Genomic DNA, 17887 nt, shown 5'->3' on the forward strand with positions numbered 1-17887 from the left:
CGTCCTGGCCGTGGTGCGCCGGCACCGCGTCGCGGCCTGACCGCTCCGGTCAGCGGGGCGCGAGCAGCGCGCTCTTCTCCGGGTGCTCGTCGAACCACTGGGCGACGTACCAGCACATCGGCACGATGCGGCGGCCCCCTGCGGGGCCGCCGTTCGTCTCGATGTCCTCGACGGCGCCCGCGGTCAGCGCGGCGGCGTGGCCCCGGCCGCGGTGCACGGGGATGGTGAACGCCCGGTTCAGGGAGACGGCCGCGCCGTTGTCCCGGAAGTCGAGGACGGCGAGCAGGGTGCCGCCGTCATGGAGCTCGTAGCGGGACTCGGCGTCATTGCGGGTGACGGTGGGGGAGGTGCTCATGCCGGGGCAACCCCCGGTGGTGACGGGGTATTCCGACGCCGGCCGGCGGCGGGCTCCTACATGTAGTGGTCCGCGGGGGCCTGACACGCCGCTCGCGGACGTGGCGAACCCGACTTTCCGGCTGTGGGAACCCGGCCCCGAGATCTCCACCGGCTGTGGACAGTCGACCTCGGCCCTGGCGTGTCCCGCATGTCCGCGCGGATCGTCTCGCACAGCAGGGTGTGGACAGGATGGGCAGAGGGTGGGGATACGTAACTACAGTGGTGTGACTACTACATGTAGGGATGGTTCCCGGCCGTGATCACTAGATGTAGTATCGACGCAGATGCTCGGCACGCCCCGTGATTCACCTCGCGGGCGCCGCGCCGACACCCGCAGACCACCAGAGACCACGAAGGAACAGGGATCGCCATGACCGTCACCGTGTACACCAAGCCGGCCTGCGTGCAGTGCAACGCCACCTACCGTGCACTGGACAAGAAGGGCATCGCCTACGAGGTCGTGGACATGTCCCAGGACCCCGCCGCCCTCGAGCGCGTCCGTGCCCTCGGCTTCATGCAGGCCCCCGTCGTCGTCACCGAGACCGACTCCTGGTCCGGCTTCCGCCCGGACAAGATCGCCGAGCTCGCCGAGTCCGCCGCGGCATCGGTGGCCTGACCGGAGTCGACATGACCGTCGCCGCGGACCCGAGCCACATCCGCTCGGCCGAGGCGCAGGGGCTCGTCCCCACCGACGCGGGACTGATCTACTTCTCCTCCGCCTCCAACTACACGCACCGCTTCGTCGAGAAGCTCGAGCTGCCCGAGGACCGGGTGGCTCGACTGCCGTTGATCACCCGGGAACCCACCCTCGGGGCCACCGCCCCGTACGTCCTGATGACCCCCACCTACGGCGGGGGCAGCGGGCCGGGCGCGGTCCCGAAGCAGGTGATCAAGTTCCTCAACGTCCCGGAGAACCGTCACTGGATTCGGGGCGTGATCGCGTCCGGGAACACCAACTTCCATGAGGGCTACTGCCTGGCCGGCTACATCATCTCCCGCAAGTGCCAGGTCCCCCTCATGTACAAATTCGAGCTGATGGGCACGCCCGACGACGTCGAACGCGTCCGCGGCGGCCTGGAAGGACTGTGGACATGACCATCACCGCACCCACCGAGGCGGACCTCATCCGCCAGGCGAAGAACATGCCCGCCGAGTGGCAGAACCTCGGATATCACGAGCTCAACGCCATGCTGAACCTCTACGGCGCCGACGGTCGCATCCAGTTCGAGGCCGACCACGCGGCCGCGCGCCAGTACTTCCTGCAGCATGTCAACACCAACACGGTGTTCTTCCACGACCTGGAGGAGAAGCTCGACTACCTGCAGAAGAACGACTACTACGAGACCGAGACGTTCGAGCAGTATCCCTTCGAGTTCATCCGGGGCCTGTTCGATCGTGCCTACAAGGCCAAGTTCCGCTTCCCGACCTTCCTCGGCGCGTTCAAGTTCTACACCTCGTACGCCCTGAAGACCTTCGACGGCAAGCGCTACCTCGAGCGCTACGAGGACCGCGTCGCCGTCGTCGCCCTCCACCTGGCCCGGGGCGACCAGGAGCTGGCCACCCACCTGGTGGACGAGATGATCGCCGGCCGCTTCCAGCCGGCCACCCCCACCTTCCTCAACTCGGGCAAGAAGCAGCGCGGCGAGCTCGTCTCCTGCTTCCTGCTGCGCATCGAGGACAACATGGAGTCGATCGCCCGCGGCATCAACTCCGCCCTGCAGCTGTCCAAGCGCGGCGGCGGCGTGGCCCTCTCGCTGACCAACATCCGCGAGCACGGCGCGCCCATCAAGCAGATCGAGAACCAGTCCTCCGGCGTCATCCCCGTGATGAAGCTCCTCGAGGACTCCTTCTCCTACGCCAACCAGCTCGGCGCGCGCCAGGGCGCCGGCGCGGTGTACCTCAACGCGCACCACCCGGACATCCACCGCTTCCTCGACACCAAGCGCGAGAACGCGGACGAGAAGATCCGCATCAAGACCCTCTCCCTCGGCGTCGTGATCCCGGACATCACGTTCCAGCTGGCGAAGAAGAACGAGGACATGTACCTGTTCTCGCCGTACGACGTCGAGCGCGTCTACGGGGTGCCGTTCTCCGAGATCTCCGTGACCGAGAAGTACTACGAGATGGTCGACGACGCGCGGATCAAGAAGACCAAGATCAACGCGCGCGAGTTCTTCCAGACCATCGCCGAGATCCAGTTCGAGTCCGGCTACCCGTACGTCGTGTTCGAGGACACCGTGAACGCCGCGAACCCGATCAAGGGCCGCATCACCATGTCCAACCTGTGCTCCGAGATCCTGCAGGTCTCCGAGGCCTCCGAGTACAACGAGGACCTGAGCTACGCCCACGTGGGCCAGGACATCTCCTGCAACCTCGGCTCGATGAACATCGCCAAGACCATGGACTCGCCGGACTTCGGCCGGTCCGTGGAGACCGCGATCCGTGCGCTGACGGCCGTGTCGGTCATGTCCGACATCCAGTCGGTGCCGTCCATCGCCAAGGGCAACGCCGCCTCCCACGCCATCGGCCTGGGGCAGATGAACCTCCACGGCTACCTGGCGCGCGAGCGCGTCCACTACGGCTCGGAGGAGGGCATCGACTTCACGAACATGTACTTCTACGCGGTGCTGTTCCACGCGCTGCGGGCCTCGAACCGGATCGCCATCGAGACCGGCCAGCGGTTCGGCGGGTTCGAGGACTCGAAGTACGCCTCCGGAGAGTTCTTCGACAAGTACACGGATCAGGAGTGGGCGCCCGCCACCGAGCGCGTCGCCGAGCTGTTCGCCGAGGCCGGCATCGCCCTGCCCACGCAGGACGACTGGCGTGAGCTGAAGGCCTCCGTCATGGAGCACGGCATCTTCAACCGCAACCTGCAGGCCGTCCCGCCCACGGGCTCGATCTCCTACATCAACAACTCGACCTCCTCGATCCACCCGGTGGCCTCGAAGATCGAGATCCGCAAGGAGGGCAAGCTCGGCCGCGTCTACTACCCGGCGCCGTACCTCACCAACGAGAACCTCGAGTACTACGAGGACGCGTACGAGATCGGCTACGAGAAGATCATCGACACGTACGCCGCGGCGACGCAGCACGTGGACCAGGGTCTGTCCCTGACGCTGTTCTTCAAGGACACGGCCACCACCCGTGACCTGAACCGCGCGCAGATCTACGCGTGGACGAAGGGCATCAAGACGATCTACTACATCCGCCTGCGCCAGCTCGCGCTGGAGGGCACCGAGGTCGAGGGCTGCGTCAGCTGCATGCTCTGACAGCCGACCCTTCGAGGCGGGAAATCCCGCGTATTCCGCGCTTCTGAGCGCGGGTGCGCTCGATTTCCCGCCTCGAAGTGGGGCGGCGCGCCTGGTCGGGCGGGGCGGGCCCACGACGTCGTGAGCCCGGACCTGCCCGAGTGGCTGGCGCTGCCCCTGCGGGCCTAGACTGTCCCGGACCCGCGCCCCGATGACCGTGCTCTCGAGAGCCCCCGGAATCCGCGGATTCTCAACGAATTCTTCTGAAGGATGTGCCCTGCCGTGACCGAGACCCAGCAGTCCCACCTCGTCGAGGCGATCAACTGGAACCGCATTCAGGACGAGAAGGACGTGGAGGTGTGGAACCGCCTCGTCAACAACTTCTGGCTGCCGGAGAAGGTGCCGCTGTCCAACGACGTCCAGTCCTGGTCCCACCTCACGGATGAGGAGCGGCTGCTCTCCATGCGCGTGTTCACGGGCCTGACGCTGCTGGACACGATCCAGGGCACCGTGGGCGCCGTCTCCCTCATCCCGGACGCCATGACCCCGCACGAGGAGGCCGTCCTCACGAACATCGCGTTCATGGAGTCGGTGCACGCGAAGTCGTACTCCTCGATCTTCTCCACGCTGGCCTCCACCCCGGAGATCGACGAGGCGTTCCGCTGGTCCCGTGAGAACCGGAACCTGCAGGCCAAGGCCCGCCTGATCGTGGAGCGCTATGACGGCCAGGACCCGTACAAGAAGAAGATCGCCTCCACCCTGCTCGAATCCTTCCTCTTCTACTCGGGCTTCTACTGGCCCATGTACCTCTCCGCGCACGCCCGCCTCACCAACACCGCCGACCTGATCCGCCTGATCATCCGCGACGAGGCCGTGCACGGGTACTACATCGGCTACAAGTACCAGCGGAGCATCGAGACCCTGCCGGAGGAGAAGCGGGAGGAGCTCAAGGCGTTCACCTTCGAGCTGCTGTTCGAGCTGTACGAGAACGAGGTCGAGTACACCCATGACCTCTACGACGCCGTCGGTCTGGCCGAGGACGTGAAGAAGTTCCTGCACTACAACGCGAACAAGGCGCTGATGAACCTGGGCTACGAGCCCATGTTCCCGGCCGAGACCACGAACGTGAACCCCGCCATCCTCTCCGCGCTCTCCCCGAACTCGGACGAGAACCACGACTTCTTCTCCGGCTCCGGCTCCTCCTACGTGATCGGCAAGGCCGAGAACACCGAGGACGAGGACTGGGACTTCTGATCCCGTCCGCCTGAGCCCCGTCCCGACGACGGCCGGTCGCCTCCCCGCGGAGGCGCCCGGCCGTCGTCGTCTCGCGGGGGCATCACACGTCGACACCCGGGCCCGCAGTATGACGCTGCGCGTCACCGCCCTGCCCGATGGAGCGCACACGCTGCGATACGCTTGGGCCCAGCTTCAGGAGAAGCGGCTGTGGACCCCGCCTCGGCGGGTCCACGTGGTCCCACGACGAGCCGCTCGCCAACCCCATGTTCACGGGTGGCAACGGACCGAGAAGCGGCCTGCCTCCGCTGCGTGCAGACCCCTCGAGGGGAGCCCGCGGTGACTGGGGGACGGGCAAGAGCAGCGTTCGAAAGGATCCCGGCCTCCGGCTCGGGGCGTCTCTCGCCCCCCGCCCGCCGTGCTGTGCCCCGCGGGGAATCACCCACCGCACGGCCCACCCCGCACCGTTCCGCACCCGCCGTGCCCACCCGCGCCGGCGACGTCGCACCGTCCTCCAAGGAGAACCCCATGACGACCCCCTCGAACATCTCCCGCCGCTCCTTCGCCGGCCTGTCCCTGGCCGCCGTCGGCGCGTTCGCCCTGACCGCCTGCAACTCGCAGGCCGAGGAGAAGAGCGACGACGGCGCCCAGACCGTGCGCATCGGCGTCGTGTCCGAGAACGAGTCGCACCGCGCCCTGGTGAAGCTCGCGAAGGAGAAGCACGGCATCGACGTCGAGATCCGCAACTTCACCGAGTACACGCAGCCGAACCCGGCGCTGGACAACGGCGACATCGACATGAACTGGTTCCAGCACATCGCCTACTTGGCCGACTACAACCAGGCCTCCGGCAAGGACCTGACGATGATCGGGACCACCGAGATCATCCCGCTGCCCCTGTACTCCAAGAAGTACACGGACGTCTCCGAGTTCAAGAAGGGCGACACCGTCGCCATCCCGAACGACACCGTGAATCAGGCCCGTGCCATCAATGTGCTCGTCGCCGCCGGCCTGTTGAAGCTGTCCAATGAGACCATCCGCCCGGAGGTCCGCGACATCGACGAGGCCGCCTCCACCGTGACGGTGCAGCCCGTGGCCGCGCAGCAGACCGTGAACGCGCTCGAGTCCGTGCAGGGCGCGGTCATCAACAACACCTTCTCGGCGGACGCCGGCATCGACACGAACACCGCCCTGTTCAAGGACGACCCCGAGGACGACTCCGCCAAGCCGTACGTCAACGGCTTCGCCGTGCGTCGCGAGGACCGCGACAACGAGACCTACAAGAAGATCGCGGCCCTGTACCACGAGCAGCCCGTGCTGGATGAGTCCGCGAAGCTCTCCTCCGGCACGAGCGTGCCGGTGCAGCTCGACACCGCCCAGATCGACGAGACCCTGAAGCAGTACCAGGACGCGATCGCGAAGCAGGGCGCCTGATCCATGGCAGGTTCCCATACGTCCGACCGTGACGCGGTCACCCCGGGGCGCCCCTCCGCGGGCGCCCCGGGGGAGCCGGTCATCGTCTTCGACCACGTCAGCCGCGTCTACGCCACCAAGAAGGGTGCCGGTGTGAAGGCCGTGGACGACGTCTCGCTCGCCGTGAACCGCGGCGAGGTCTTCGGCGTCATCGGCTTCTCCGGCGCCGGCAAGTCCACCCTGATCCGCATGATCAACGGGCTGGAGAAGCCGACGTCGGGCACCGTCACGGTGCTGGGCCAGCAGGTCTCCCATCTCTCCGAAGCGAAGCTGCGTCCGCTGCGCACCCGCATCGGCATGGTGTTCCAGCAGTTCAACCTGCTGACCTCCCGCACGGTGGCCGGGAACATCGAGTTCGCTCTGGACACGGCCGGCTGGCCGCGGTCCAAACGCCGCGCTCGCGTGGCGGAGCTGCTCGAGTTCGTCGGCCTGGCGGACAAGGCCAAGCACTACCCGGAGCAGCTCTCGGGCGGCCAGAAGCAGCGCGTCGGCATCGCCCGCGCCCTGGCCGCCGAGCCGGAGATCCTGCTCGCAGACGAGGCCACCAGCGCCCTGGATCCCTCGACGACGCACGAGGTGCTCTCCGTGCTGCGCCGCGTCAACGAGGAGCTCGGGGTCACGATCGTGGCCATCACCCACGAGATGGAGGTCATCCGCTCGATCGCCGACCGCGTCGCCGTGATGGACAGCGGCCGCGTGGTGGAGTCCGGCAAGGTCTACGACCTCTTCTCTCGGCCCGCCCACTCCGCCGACGCCGCGTCCTTCGTGGCCACGGCGCTCAAGGACCGGCCGAATGCCGAGGAGGTGGCCCGCATCCGGGCGCGCACCGAGGGTCGGCTGATCATGGTCTCGCTCAAGGACTCCGCCGCGGTCTCGGCGGTGCTCGGCACCGCATCGACGCGCGGCGTGGGCTTCGAGATCGTCCACGGCGGCATGTCCGCCACCAAGGACTCCGCGTACGGCCTGCTCACCGTGGCGCTCACGGGCGAGGCCGCCGCGGTGGACGCGTTTGTCGCGGACCTGGCCGGCGCCGGAGACGTGCAGGAGGTGCACCAGTGATCGACCGATTCCAGAACCTCGACTGGGGGTACTACGGCCCCGAGCTGATGACCGCCGTGGGGGACACCCTCTACATGGTCGGCTGGTCCTTCATCCTCGGCGGCATCCTCGGCCTGCTGGTCGGGCTCGTCCTCTACACCACGCGCCCGGGCGGCATCTTCGCCAACCGTGCCGTCTACCTGGTCACGAACTTCATCGTGAACCTCATCCGGCCCATCCCGTTCGTCATCCTCATCGCCGCCCTGCAGCCGCTGACCATCGCGGTGCTCGGCACCGGCATCGGCAACACCGCCGTGGTGTTCTGCATGATCTGGGCGTCCACGTTCGGCATCGCCCGCATCGTGGAGCAGAACCTCGTCTCGCTGGACCCCGGCGTGATCGAGGCCGCCCGCGCGATGGGCGCCTCCCGCATGCGGATCGTGCGCGCCGTGGTGCTGCCCGAGGCCCTCGGCCCGCTGATCCTCGGCTTCACGTTCGTGATCATCTCGCTCGTGGACATGTCCGCGATGGCGGGCATCATCGGCGGCGGCGGCGTCGGCAACTTCGCCATCGTGGAGGGCTACAACCGGTTCCGTCCGGAGGTCACCTGGCTGGCCGTGATCGTGGTGATCGTGTTCGTCCAGGCGCTGCAGCTGATCGGCAACGGCATCGCCCGCAAGGTCATGCGCCGCTGAACCCCGGCTCGGTCCGCACGACGACGGCCGGTGACATCCCGCGGGGACGTCACCGGCCGTCGTCGTCGTTCTGGCAGACTTCGGCCCATGACCGACATCACCTCCACCCCCGCGACCTCCGTCGCCGGCGATCCCCTGGCCTTCTACGTCCGCCTCGGCGAGCCCACCGTGGACGCCGACGGCGTCCGCACCTCCCGCGTGCGCTCCACCGTGCACGCCCAGGGCGCATGGCGGGAAGAGGAGATGCACATGGCCGCCGTCTCGGGCCTGCTGCTGCACGAGGTGGCCGCGCACGAGACCACTCCCGGGCTGCGGGTGGGACGGCTCTCCTACGACATCCTGGGCACGCTCTGGTCGGGCGAGCTCGAGGTGGTCACGCGCACCCTGCGTCCGGGCCGGACCATCGAGCTCGTCGAGTCCGTGCTCCACGCCCGGGGCCGCACCGTGCTGACCCTGCGCGCCTGGCTGCTGTCCACCTCGGACACCTCCGCCGTCGCCCAGCTGCCGGACGAGCCCCTCCCGCCGCGCTCGCAGGCGCAGTCGCACAACGCGCTCCACGGATGGGGAGGCGGGTACATCGCCTCCCTCGACGGCGTCGTCCTGCCCGGCCACGGGCCGGGCCACGGCCGGGTGTGGCTCACCACGGACCGCGAGATGGTGGCAGGGGAGAGCACGAGCGACCTGGTCCGCCTGATCAGCCTCACCGACGCGGCCAACGGGATCGCCCCGGCCCTGCCGGCGAAACCGGGCGGGTGGTTCTTCCCCAACGTGGACCTGCAGATCCACCTGTACCGCGAGCCCACCGGCCACTGGCTCGGCCTCGCGGGGCAGGTCACGGTGGGCCCGGACGGCGTGGGCCTGACCAGCACCGTCCTCCACGACGACGACGGCCCCTTCGCCCACGCCGAGCAGACCCTCACCCTGCGCTCCTGGCCGGCCGAGGGCGGCCTGTGAGCGCAGCTCCCCGCCTGCGCTGGGCCGTGCAGGAGCGGACCCTCGGGGCCGCTGACGACCTCGACTGGGCCATGGACGAGCTGGCCGTCTTCCGCGCCGCCGCGGCCGAGGGAAGGGCCCTCGACGACCTGATCCGCGTCTACGTGCCCGAACCGACGGTCGCGTTCGGCCAGCGCGACGCCCGGCTGCCCGGCTTCGAGGCCGCGGCCGCAGCGACCCGGACCCACGGCTTCGAGCCGGCGGTGCGCCGGGCCGGCGGACGGGCGGCGGCCTACCACCACGGCTGCCTGGTAGTGGACCACCTGAGCCAGCAGGAGGACGCGGCACTCACGCAGCAGGCCCGGTTCGCCGAGTTCGCCGACCTGTTCGTGCGGGCGTTCGCGCGCATGGACGTGCCCGCCTCCGTGGGCGAGATCCCGGGGGAGTACTGCCCGGGCGAGTTCTCCGTGCAGGGTCCTGCGCCGACATACCCGGTGAAGCTGGCCGGCTCCGCGCAGCGCGTGGTGAAGGGGGCGTTCCTGTTCTCCACCCACGTGGTGGTGTCCGACCCCGCTCCGCTGCGGGCCGTGCTCGTCGACGTCTACCGGGAGCTCGGGCTGGACATGGACCCCCGCACGGCGGGCGCGGCCGAGGACGTGCGTCCCGGGGTGAGCGTTCCCGCGTTCGCCGCGGCCCTGCGGGAGGAGTACACGGCGTGGGCCGCCGCCGCCGGGCTCGAGGTCGTGGACGAGCAGCTCGCCGTCCTCGGCGCGCGCACCTCCGGCTGAGGGCACGGACTGGCTGCGGGCGGGCCGTCAGGCCGTGAGATCCGCGATGATCTCCCGCTTGCGTCGCGGGGTGAAGCCGGCCGCCACGGCCGCCGCCCGGCGCGCCGCGTCCGTCCGGTACAGGGACCAGCCCCGCTGCACGAGGAACGGCACCGGCTTGCGGCGTTCGGCGACATCGCGCACGAACCGGCGGGCCGCCGTCGTGGTCCGCGCCTGGTCGATGTACCAGGCCGCGTAGCGGACCCTGGCCCGGTCCAGGGCGGCGGGCATGCGCTCAGCGAAGATGCCCTCCGCCACGATCACCCCGCCCGGCTCGAGCGCGACGGTGCTGTGCCCGCGGACGGAGGACGTGGAGATGTCGTAGTCGGGCACGCGCGTGGCGCCCTCCTCGAGCAGTTCGACGACGGCGTCCACGGCCGCCTGCTCATCCCACGTTCCGGGGTGGTCCCAGTCGATCTCACCGTAGGGGGTGCGCGGGAACACGGGGCCGGGCCCGCCCGCGGCGCCGTCGTCGGACTGCGGACGGTAGAACGCATCGAGCGAGAGGTGGGGCCGGCCGTGCCGCCGGGCCAGGTAGGACTTGCCGGAGCCCGACGCGCCGCCGAGCAGGATCACGGAGGGAGGGGGCGAGGCGGGGAGGATGGTCACGGGGGACCATTCTTCCCCACCTCGGCGCGTCCTCAGTGGCCGCGGTCGATCCACTCCTGCAGGTGCGGCTTCTCCGTGCCGATCGTGGTGGAGTCGCCGTGGCCGGTGTGGACCACGGTGGCCTCCGGCAGCGAGAGCAGGCGCTCGCGGATGGACTCGATGATCGTGTCGAAGTCCGAGTACGAGCGGCCGGTGGCGCCGGGCCCGCCCTGGAACAGGGTGTCGCCGGAGAACACGACGCCGGTCGGGGCGCCGTCGTCGCCGGCCTCGCCCAGGGCGGGGGCGTACAGGCAGACCGAGCCGGGGGAGTGGCCGGGGGTGTGCAGCACCCGCAGCTCGACGCCGGCCACGCGCAGGACGTCGCCCTCGGCGAGCGCGCCATCGGGCTCCTCGTCGGGGAAGACGTCGTCCCAGAGCATGCGGTCGGCGGGGTGGAGCAGCGCGGGGGCGTCCACCATCTGGCGGAACTCCTGGACCTGGCGGATGTGGTCGTCGTGGCCGTGGGTGAGGACGATGGCCAGCACCTGGCGGCCGTTCACCTTCTTCCAGACGGCCGAGGCGTCATGGGCCGGGTCGATGACGACGCACTGCTCCGCGCCGCCGACGATCCACACGTTGTTGTCCACGTCGAACGTCTCCCCGTCCAGGGAGAACGTGCCGGAGGTGACCAGGTGATCGATGCGCGCCATCAGAGCACCACCACCGAGCGCAGGACGTCGCCGGACTTCATCGTCTCGAAGGCCTCGTTCACCTCGTCCAGGGCGATGGTCTCCGTGACGAACTCGTCCAGCGGCAGGCGGCCCAGGCGGTACTGGTCCACGAGCATGGGGAAGTCGCGCTCCGGCAGGCAGTCGCCGTACCACGAGGACTTCAGCGCGCCGCCGCGGCCGAACACCTCCGGCAGGGGCAGCTTCAGCTCCATGCCGGGGGTGGGCACGCCCACCAAGACGACGCGGCCGGCCAGGTCCCGGGCGTAGAACGCCTGCTCGTAGGTCTCCGGGCGGCCGACCGCCTCGATGACCACGTCGGCGCCGAAGCCGCCGGTCACCGCGCGGATGGCCTCCACGGGGTCCTCGTCCTTCGAGTTCACGGTGTGGGTGGCGCCGAGCTCCTCGGCCTTCGCGAGCTTCTTGGCGTCGATGTCCACCGCGATGATCGTGGTGGCGCCGGCGAGCTTCGCCCCGGCGATCGCGGCCACGCCGACGCCGCCGCAGCCGATCACGGCCACGGACTCGCCGCGCTTGACCTCGCCGGTGTTGATGGCCGCGCCGATGCCGGCCATGATCCCGCAGCCGAGCAGGCCGACCGCGGCCTGTTCCTCGGGAGTGTCGACGCCGTCGACCTGGGTGCACTGCTTGGCGTGGACGAGCGTCTTGTCCGCGAACGCCCCGATGCCCAGGGCCGGGGACAGCTCCGTGCCGTCCTCCAGGGTCATCTTCTGGGTCGCGTTGTGGGTGTTGAAGCAGTACTTCGGTTCGCCCTTCCGGCACGCGCGGCACTCGCCGCACACGGCGCGCCAGTTGAGGATCACGGTGTCGCCGACCTTGACGTGGTCGACGCCCTCGCCGATCGCGGAGACCACACCCGTGGCCTCGTGGCCGAGCAGGTACGGGTACTCGTCGCCGATCCCGCCCTGCTGGTAGTGCAGATCCGTGTGGCAGACGCCGCAGGTCTTGATGTCGACGACGGCCTCGCCGGGTCCCGGATCGGGGATGACGATGGTCTCGATGGTGACGGGGGCGTCCTTCGCCATGGCGACGACGCCGCGGACCTTCTGGGACACGTTGTTCCTCCTGGTGGTGGGGATCTGCCCGAGGCCGCGCATGCGTGAGGCGGCGCGGCGGGCGGGCTCGTTCTGCCCATCCCATCACAGGACCCTGTGCGACGCATCGGTGAGCAGCCGGGGGGCCTGGTGTATGGCGTCACCATGGCGGCCGGGGGAGACTGCAACCTGACCCGCAACACCGATGTGAACGGAGGGGCGAACCGTGGCAGGACATGGCAGAGACGAGGACGAGGCGTACGAGGCTCCGGAGGCTCCAGCCGAGGCTCCGGCCGGTGCCGGCACGCTCGCTCAGTGGCGCATCCCGCTGGTGGGGCTGCTGATCGGCGTCGGCCTGGGAGTGGTGTTCGGACTGGGCACCGAGAGTCCCTGGGGCACTGTGCTCGGCTGCGCGATGATGGGCTTCGCCCTCGGCATCGCGTGGATGTATGTCGATCGTGGCCGGGACGGGAGGGACCGCTGACGTGTGCGGCCGCTACGTGATGGCCCGCGCCACGAGCGACCTGGTGGCCCTGGGCGATGCCGAGACGAATGAGGAGCTGGTGCTGCGCCAGAGCTGGAACGTGGCGCCGACAGCCGAGGTGCCGATCCTCGTGGCGCATGCGGACGACGTCGGCGCCGGAGTGACCCGGCGGATCCACGTGGCACGCTGGGGCCTGGTGCCGCCGTGGGCGAAGGAGCTGTCCGTGGGGTCCCGTGCGTTCAACGCGCGCTCGGAGACCGTGGCCTCCAAGCCGACGTTCCGGGCCGCCGTCCGCGCTCGACGCTGCGCCGTGCCGGTGGAGGGCTACTACGAGTGGAAGACGCCGGAGCCTGGCGCCAAGGGTCCCGACGGGCGGGCCGCGAAGAAGCAGCCCTACTACGTGCACCCGGCCGGGGCCGGGGACGGCGAGGGGCCGGTCATCTGGTTCGCCGGCCTGTACGAGTGGTGGCAGGACCCCGAGGCCAAGGCCGCGGGGGAGGACGCCTGGGTCCTCTCGACGACGATCCTCACCATGGCCGCGCCCGACGCGGACGACGACGATCCGGTGCTCGCCGCGCTCGGCCAGCTGCACGACCGGCTGCCCGTGCCCATGGATGCCGAGACGATGGACCGGTGGCTCGCTCCGGACACGCTCGGGTCTGCCGAAGAAGCCGACGCCCTCGTGGGCCAGGTGTGCGCCGGCGCGTACGACGTCGCGGCGGGTTGGTCGCTGCGGCCCGTGGGGGGCGCCGTGGGGAATGTCCGGAACAACGGGCCGGAGCTGACCCAGGAGATGAGAGAGCAGCAGGGAACGCTGCTCTGAGGGACGGGGCGACGGGGATGACCTGCCCGTGAGGCGCGGAAATGCGACGCCGCGGCATCGTGATCGGATCGAGACGGATCCGAGACCGTCCTGAACTCCCCCTGAGAATGGGCTCTGCGTAGCGTGGGTGTCACCGGGCCGGCGCGAGCGCCGCATCTTTCGGAGGGGTGCCACGGTGAGCCCGGTGAATCGCAGTCCGTCACCCGAGCCCGCGTGGCCATTCATCAGGAGCGTCCTGCCATGATGTCGTCCCCGTCCGCATTCAAGGTGTCCACCCGCCCGTTCGTCCCGACCACCCGCCCCGCCCGTCTCGCCGCCGCCGCGATCCTGACCGCGGGTCTCTTCGCCGGGGCCACGCCCGCCGTCGCCGTGGAAGAGGCGGCACCCACCGCCTCCGAGGGGGTGTGCGACTGCGCGTGGGGCCCGGAGCCGGCGCCCGGCCCGGGCTTCGAGCTGCCCGGCCTGGCCTCCCGCTGGACTCCCGAGCAGGGCATCCGTTCCGGCACGTTCCGCCAGATGGTGCCGGGCCTCGTCGTCATCGAGGGCTTCTTCGACCTGCGTCAGGACCAGATCGCGCTCACCGTCGCCCCGTACAGCATGGAGACCGGGCGCGGTGACCAGGTGGCCGTCCCGTTCGTGTACGACGACCTCTACTCAGACCTCGGTGCGGTGCGGGTGGCGGATGCGCGGGCGCTGCTCGGTGAGGCCGGAGACGGTCATCTCCTGTTCACCCTGTCCGTGGACGGCACCCCGGTGGCCGCCGCCCTCTACGACGAGACCGCCGGCACTCCGGAGGGCAACATAGGCCCCTCTGCCGGGTTCGTCTACGCGTGGGGCGAGCACAGCCTGGCCAACCCCGTGTTCGGGGACTACCCCGAGCGGTTCCTCACGCTGGAGCACGCCGAGCCGGGCGTGCTGCTGCCGTTCCGGTCCGAAGGCCTGGGTGACGACGCGGCGGTCGCGGAACTCTCGTGGGGTCCGCGCTGGGGTGCCCTTTGGCGCGACACCACGTTGGACTTCTTCACCGGGTTTCACTACCTCGCCGACGCGACTTACCCGACCGACGACCGCCTCGTCCTCGACTGGTCGCTGGACGGGGTGACCAAGAGTGAGGACGTCATCATCACCCAGGACGCGGAGCGGTCCGACGTCTTCGCGCTCGTCGAGTTGCTCGCGGATGGGCAGAAGCCCCGGGCCCTGAACGTGCCGGCGGAGGAGGACGCCCCGTCTCCCGGTGAGGCGGACCCGGTGCCGCCCGCCGAGCAGGAGCCCGTCGACACTCCGGCCCCCGTGGCCGGGGAGGAACCGGGTGAGGGAACGGGCGGGGAGGAGGCCCACACGACCCCGGACACGGTCGAGACCGGGCGTGAAGTTCCGGCGGGTGCGCCGGGTCTGACACACCCGGCCGATGAGTGGGCCGCGGGGCGGTGGACGGGAGACCGTCGGCCGCCCCGCGGTCTGTGCTCAGCCGGCCGGAGCGGATTCGATGGGGCCGGTGCAGCCCCAGGCTGAGGAGTCGACGCTGCAGTCATCGGCGACATTGCGGGTGACGGTGCGCCAGATGTTCGCGGTGACGGGGGCCGAATCGAGGCTGATGGTGCCCGGGATGAGCACCCACTCGCCCCCGGCCTCCCGGTATTCGCCGATGTAGACGGTGGTGAGGCGGACCGTGTACTGCCCGGTGTCCTCGTACACGTGGCTCGTGGGGGTGGGGACGTTGAACTCCGGCTGGCTCTGGCCTGCGACTGAGGTGGTCTTGGTGGGGGACCCGTCCCCGTAGTCCCAGTGGAAGCTCACCGGTGTGGCACGGAGTTCGACCTCGACCCCGTTGAGGGTGGTGACGAGCGTGCGCGTCTCGGCGTCTGCGTAGAAGTTGGTCTCCGCATTGCGGATCCCGCGTCCGCCGTTGTCCGACCGGATCTCAGGCTCCAGCACGAGGAGCGTGCGGACCTCGTCGATGGAGACGGGCGGGGCGCCGTCTGCTGCTGGGGCTGGCGAACCCGCAGTAACGCATTCCGGCCGGCTGTAATAGGGATCCCTATCTGGGCGAGTTGTGTCGACGAACTGCTCACGTACCCATGCCCCTTCTGGGCAAAAGGCCTCGGTCTGTTCGCGACACGTCCCAAAATCGGAATTATTCTCTTGATTCGGAAAACAGGCGTCTACAGTGCGCTGCTCGATTGCCGGCTTTTCTCTGGCTCCTGGGGCGGCAACTTCGGATACCGGTTCGGAGGCCGGCTGAGGGGGCTGTGTTCGCGACTGTTTCTTGCACTGCGTTCGAATCCTAAATTCGACGTCTTCTCGCTTGCCACTAATGGGAACATCGGTGCAGGGCTTCGCGCGCTGTGCGTGTGCCGATGGTGCTTGAATCAGCGTTAGGGCAATGCAAGCAGTTACTATCGCAATCAAAATACGCGGGATGGAAGGCATTATTGAGCATCCTGGTGATTTTGCATCTCATCGATCACCCAGTGGCCCTTGGAGGGTTCGTAGACTACGTCGGCCAGCCAGGTCTCGTCGTGAGTTTCCACCCCACTGGCAGAGTCGTCTCTAACGCCCTGTGAGTCGAAGACCTCTACAGCGGATGCGTCACGAACAAGAGTAGCGGTGTAGCCAAACTCTGACGGGGTGAGAGTCAACGATTTGATCGAGGTGCGCTCTCCCGTCGACCAGCCACCTTCTTTGTAGTGCTGGGCAGTTGAGTCGGATACGGCTTGGCAAAGCTCGCAGTATTCGCTGTATGTCGAATCAAAATCAGCAGTTTCTCCGGTCTGGTCAGTGTAGTAAATGGCCTCCCAGAAATAGCGAATTGCCGCCTCGGCGCCCTCCTTGGTCTCTTCCTTCATGGCGGCGGGCATCTCCGGCTTGGGCACGTTCTGAGCGGGGCCGTCGGCAGACGCGGGCACGTATTCGCTGGACCCGCTCTCCGTGGCCGTGGGGGATGAGTTGACGCCCGCGGTCTCGCTCGTGCTCGCGGGCGCGGACGTCTCGACGGCGGGCTTGGCGGACGAGGGCGACGTCGTCGACGACTCGGCGGGCTCGGACTGTCCGCCGCAGGCGGTCAGTGCGAGCGCCAAGGCCACGCTGAGCGTGCCTGCCTGGGCGAATCGGTGGCGGCGCAGGGCGCGCCCGGGTGCGGTGAGAGACATTTCCCCTCCAACTGGACGTCCGTCGTGTGTCCGCGCCTCCCGCGCTGATCCCGCAGCGCGGTGCCCGTGGCATGCGAGGCCCGGTTGGTTCGGAGTATACGCAGACGGATTGTGGTCCTGCTCGCATTGTCCACAGGGCCGTGCCGACGCACTTCTTCCGGCCCAAGAGGCGATTTTCTCGTGCATGTGCGCCCCAGGGTCGGATTCGAGGCCCACGGCCAGGACTCGGCCAGCCGGCCTCACGAAAAGGGCGTTCCCGGCCTCGCTCGTCTCGGGGCGGTGCGTCCTTAACGTGTCCGGCGGCCGCCCTACGTTCGCCTCCATCGCATTCGAACACATATTCGAGTACGATCGGGGGTGCGGCCCCACCTTCCCACTTCTTCCCCGCGTCCGGTCCGCCGGACGGGCCGCGCTCCCATCGCCCGACGGCACCCCGTCGTCGGTCCGGTCAGCAGTGCACAGGGAGAGAAGCAGAATGGGAGTCCTCACACAGTCGGTGGCGGTGGAGTGCGGGGCAGACGGCACCCCGCAGGGGCTGCGCTGGAACGGGCGGGACTACGTCCTCGCAGAGCGCCCCGTGCGCTGGTTCGAGCGGCGCCGCTGGTGGGCGGAGGAGGTCCGCGCGGAGAAGGGCCGCGGCGCCGGTCTCGTCGACCACGAGATGTGGCGGCTGCAGGTCCGCCTGGCCCGGGCCGGCGCCGCGCCCCTGCAGACCCTCGACGTCGCCCACCACCTGGACTCCGGCCGGTGGCGGCTCGTGCGCGTCCACGAGCACGCCCAGGACCTGAGGCGGTCGGCATGAGCCAGGCCGCCGCGGCCGGACGCACCGCCGCACCCTTCGCCCACCTGCACGTCGCCTCCGCGTTCAGCGCCCACCATGGGGTCAGCTGGCCCGAGGACCTCGTGGCCGCCGCCGCGGCCGCGGACATGGACCTGCTGGCCTGCACCGACCGGGACGGGCTCTACGGCATGGCCAAGCACGTGGGCGCCTGCCTGCGCCACGGCATCACCCCGATCGTGGGCGTGGACCTGGCCGTCCGGTGGAGCGAGGACGAGAACGCCGGCCGCGTGGTCGTGCTCGCCCGAGGAGGCTGTCATGGCTCCGGCTACCGCTCCCTGTGCGAGCTCGTCTCCGCCGCCCACGCCCGCACCACCGGGGGAGCGGCAGGCGGCAGCCCGTGGGCCAGCGTCGCCGAGCTCGCCGCCGCGGCGGCCGG

Annotated in this window: 20 protein-coding genes; 14 read left to right on the forward strand and 6 right to left on the reverse strand. The window is 69.4% G+C overall.

All coding sequences use genetic code 11. The features are described from left to right. Nucleotides 1-49 precede the first annotated feature (49 nt). The gene (locus HMPREF3105_RS01015; RefSeq protein WP_044659652.1) at nucleotides 50-355 is read right to left on the reverse strand and encodes a GNAT family N-acetyltransferase; all 306 of its coding nucleotides are present in this window, start codon (nucleotides 353-355) and stop codon (nucleotides 50-52) included. Nucleotides 356-766: 411 nt separating this feature from the next. Here HMPREF3105_RS01015 and nrdH point away from each other — a divergent pair, with 411 nt between their 5' ends. The 9 genes from nrdH (at nucleotide 767) to HMPREF3105_RS01060 (ending at nucleotide 9804) form a co-directional block, all read left to right on the forward strand. Beyond that, nucleotides 767-1012 carry a glutaredoxin-like protein NrdH gene (gene nrdH / locus HMPREF3105_RS01020; RefSeq protein ID WP_036313172.1) on the forward strand — a complete coding sequence of 82 codons (246 nt, stop codon included), beginning with the start codon at nucleotides 767-769 and terminating at the stop codon, nucleotides 1010-1012. Between the two features lie 11 nt (nucleotides 1013-1023). After that, nucleotides 1024-1491: a class Ib ribonucleoside-diphosphate reductase assembly flavoprotein NrdI gene (gene nrdI / locus HMPREF3105_RS01025; protein ID WP_004167610.1), complete on the forward strand. Its 468-nt coding sequence runs from the start codon at nucleotides 1024-1026 to the stop codon at nucleotides 1489-1491. Nucleotides 1492-1538: 47 nt separating this feature from the next. Further along, a complete protein-coding gene (nrdE, locus tag HMPREF3105_RS01030) occupies nucleotides 1539-3665 on the forward strand; it encodes a class 1b ribonucleoside-diphosphate reductase subunit alpha (RefSeq protein WP_180537555.1) in 2127 nt (708 codons plus the stop codon). A gap of 249 nt (nucleotides 3666-3914) precedes the next feature. Next, nucleotides 3915-4898 carry a class 1b ribonucleoside-diphosphate reductase subunit beta gene (nrdF, locus tag HMPREF3105_RS01035; protein WP_205812506.1) on the forward strand — a complete coding sequence of 328 codons (984 nt, stop codon included), beginning with the start codon at nucleotides 3915-3917 and terminating at the stop codon, nucleotides 4896-4898. Nucleotides 4899-5405: 507 nt separating this feature from the next. Continuing rightward, nucleotides 5406-6311, forward strand: coding sequence for a MetQ/NlpA family ABC transporter substrate-binding protein (locus tag HMPREF3105_RS01040; RefSeq protein WP_073115374.1), 906 nt, complete (start codon nucleotides 5406-5408; stop codon nucleotides 6309-6311). A 3-nt stretch (nucleotides 6312-6314) separates the two neighbouring features. Further along, nucleotides 6315-7409, forward strand: coding sequence for a methionine ABC transporter ATP-binding protein (locus HMPREF3105_RS01045; RefSeq protein ID WP_083325258.1), 1095 nt, complete (start codon nucleotides 6315-6317; stop codon nucleotides 7407-7409). After that, nucleotides 7406-8083, forward strand: a complete 678-nt coding sequence (locus HMPREF3105_RS01050) for a methionine ABC transporter permease (RefSeq protein ID WP_036313181.1) — start codon at nucleotides 7406-7408, stop codon at nucleotides 8081-8083. Before HMPREF3105_RS01045 ends, HMPREF3105_RS01050 begins: the two co-directional genes overlap by 4 nt. 87 nt (nucleotides 8084-8170) lie before the next feature. Further along, nucleotides 8171-9037 (forward strand): thioesterase family protein, encoded by an 867-nt coding sequence (locus HMPREF3105_RS01055; protein WP_036313183.1) that lies wholly within the window; start codon nucleotides 8171-8173, stop codon nucleotides 9035-9037. Beyond that, entirely contained in the window at nucleotides 9034-9804 is a 771-nt protein-coding gene (locus HMPREF3105_RS01060) for a lipoate--protein ligase family protein (RefSeq protein WP_070708566.1), read from the forward strand. Before HMPREF3105_RS01055 ends, HMPREF3105_RS01060 begins: the two co-directional genes overlap by 4 nt. Nucleotides 9805-9831: 27 nt before the next feature. Here HMPREF3105_RS01060 and HMPREF3105_RS01065 read toward each other — a convergent pair whose 3' ends face one another. The 3 genes from HMPREF3105_RS01065 to HMPREF3105_RS01075 are packed head-to-tail and all read right to left on the reverse strand — an operon-like array spanning nucleotide 9832 to nucleotide 12235. Next, entirely contained in the window at nucleotides 9832-10452 is a 621-nt protein-coding gene (locus tag HMPREF3105_RS01065; protein WP_020628074.1) for a uridine kinase family protein, read from the reverse strand. 32 nt (nucleotides 10453-10484) lie between these two features. Continuing rightward, the gene (locus HMPREF3105_RS01070; RefSeq protein WP_036338953.1) at nucleotides 10485-11141 is read right to left on the reverse strand and encodes an MBL fold metallo-hydrolase; all 657 of its coding nucleotides are present in this window, start codon (nucleotides 11139-11141) and stop codon (nucleotides 10485-10487) included. Beyond that, nucleotides 11141-12235, reverse strand: a complete 1095-nt coding sequence (locus tag HMPREF3105_RS01075) for an S-(hydroxymethyl)mycothiol dehydrogenase (protein WP_070708567.1) — start codon at nucleotides 12233-12235, stop codon at nucleotides 11141-11143. The genes HMPREF3105_RS01070 and HMPREF3105_RS01075 overlap by 1 nt, the downstream gene beginning before the upstream one ends. A gap of 205 nt (nucleotides 12236-12440) precedes the next feature. Between HMPREF3105_RS01075 and HMPREF3105_RS01080 the strand changes: the two genes are divergently transcribed. The 3 genes from HMPREF3105_RS01080 to HMPREF3105_RS13435 all read left to right on the forward strand — a co-directional run bounded on the left by HMPREF3105_RS01080 (nucleotide 12441) and on the right by HMPREF3105_RS13435 (nucleotide 15033). Further along, nucleotides 12441-12698 (forward strand): hypothetical protein, encoded by a 258-nt coding sequence (locus HMPREF3105_RS01080; protein WP_070708568.1) that lies wholly within the window; start codon nucleotides 12441-12443, stop codon nucleotides 12696-12698. A gap of 1 nt (nucleotide 12699) precedes the next feature. Beyond that, the gene (locus tag HMPREF3105_RS01085) at nucleotides 12700-13521 is read left to right on the forward strand and encodes an SOS response-associated peptidase (RefSeq protein WP_070708573.1); all 822 of its coding nucleotides are present in this window, start codon (nucleotides 12700-12702) and stop codon (nucleotides 13519-13521) included. A gap of 240 nt (nucleotides 13522-13761) precedes the next feature. Then, nucleotides 13762-15033 carry a hypothetical protein gene (locus HMPREF3105_RS13435; RefSeq protein ID WP_246830300.1) on the forward strand — a complete coding sequence of 424 codons (1272 nt, stop codon included), beginning with the start codon at nucleotides 13762-13764 and terminating at the stop codon, nucleotides 15031-15033. On the opposite strand, the gene HMPREF3105_RS01100 is transcribed toward HMPREF3105_RS13435, so the two are convergent. Next, complete coding sequence (locus tag HMPREF3105_RS01100; protein WP_070708570.1) at nucleotides 14986-15456, reverse strand: PKD domain-containing protein; 471 nt, start codon at nucleotides 15454-15456, stop codon at nucleotides 14986-14988. The genes HMPREF3105_RS13435 and HMPREF3105_RS01100 overlap by 48 nt on opposite strands. Nucleotides 15457-15950: 494 nt before the next feature. Beyond that, complete coding sequence (locus tag HMPREF3105_RS01105) at nucleotides 15951-16670, reverse strand: DUF6318 family protein (RefSeq protein ID WP_070708571.1); 720 nt, start codon at nucleotides 16668-16670, stop codon at nucleotides 15951-15953. A 475-nt stretch (nucleotides 16671-17145) separates the two neighbouring features. Between HMPREF3105_RS01105 and HMPREF3105_RS01110 the strand changes: the two genes are divergently transcribed. Further along, nucleotides 17146-17472 carry a DUF6504 family protein gene (locus HMPREF3105_RS01110; RefSeq protein ID WP_036338972.1) on the forward strand — a complete coding sequence of 109 codons (327 nt, stop codon included), beginning with the start codon at nucleotides 17146-17148 and terminating at the stop codon, nucleotides 17470-17472. Next, on the forward strand, nucleotides 17469-17887 hold a 419-nt coding region (locus tag HMPREF3105_RS01115; RefSeq protein WP_141762371.1), incomplete at its 3' end, for a PHP domain-containing protein. The genes HMPREF3105_RS01110 and HMPREF3105_RS01115, both read left to right, overlap by 4 nt.

Source organism: Micrococcus sp. HMSC31B01 (assembly GCF_001816085.1).
Taxonomy (GTDB): Bacteria; Actinomycetota; Actinomycetes; order Actinomycetales; family Micrococcaceae; genus Micrococcus; species Micrococcus luteus.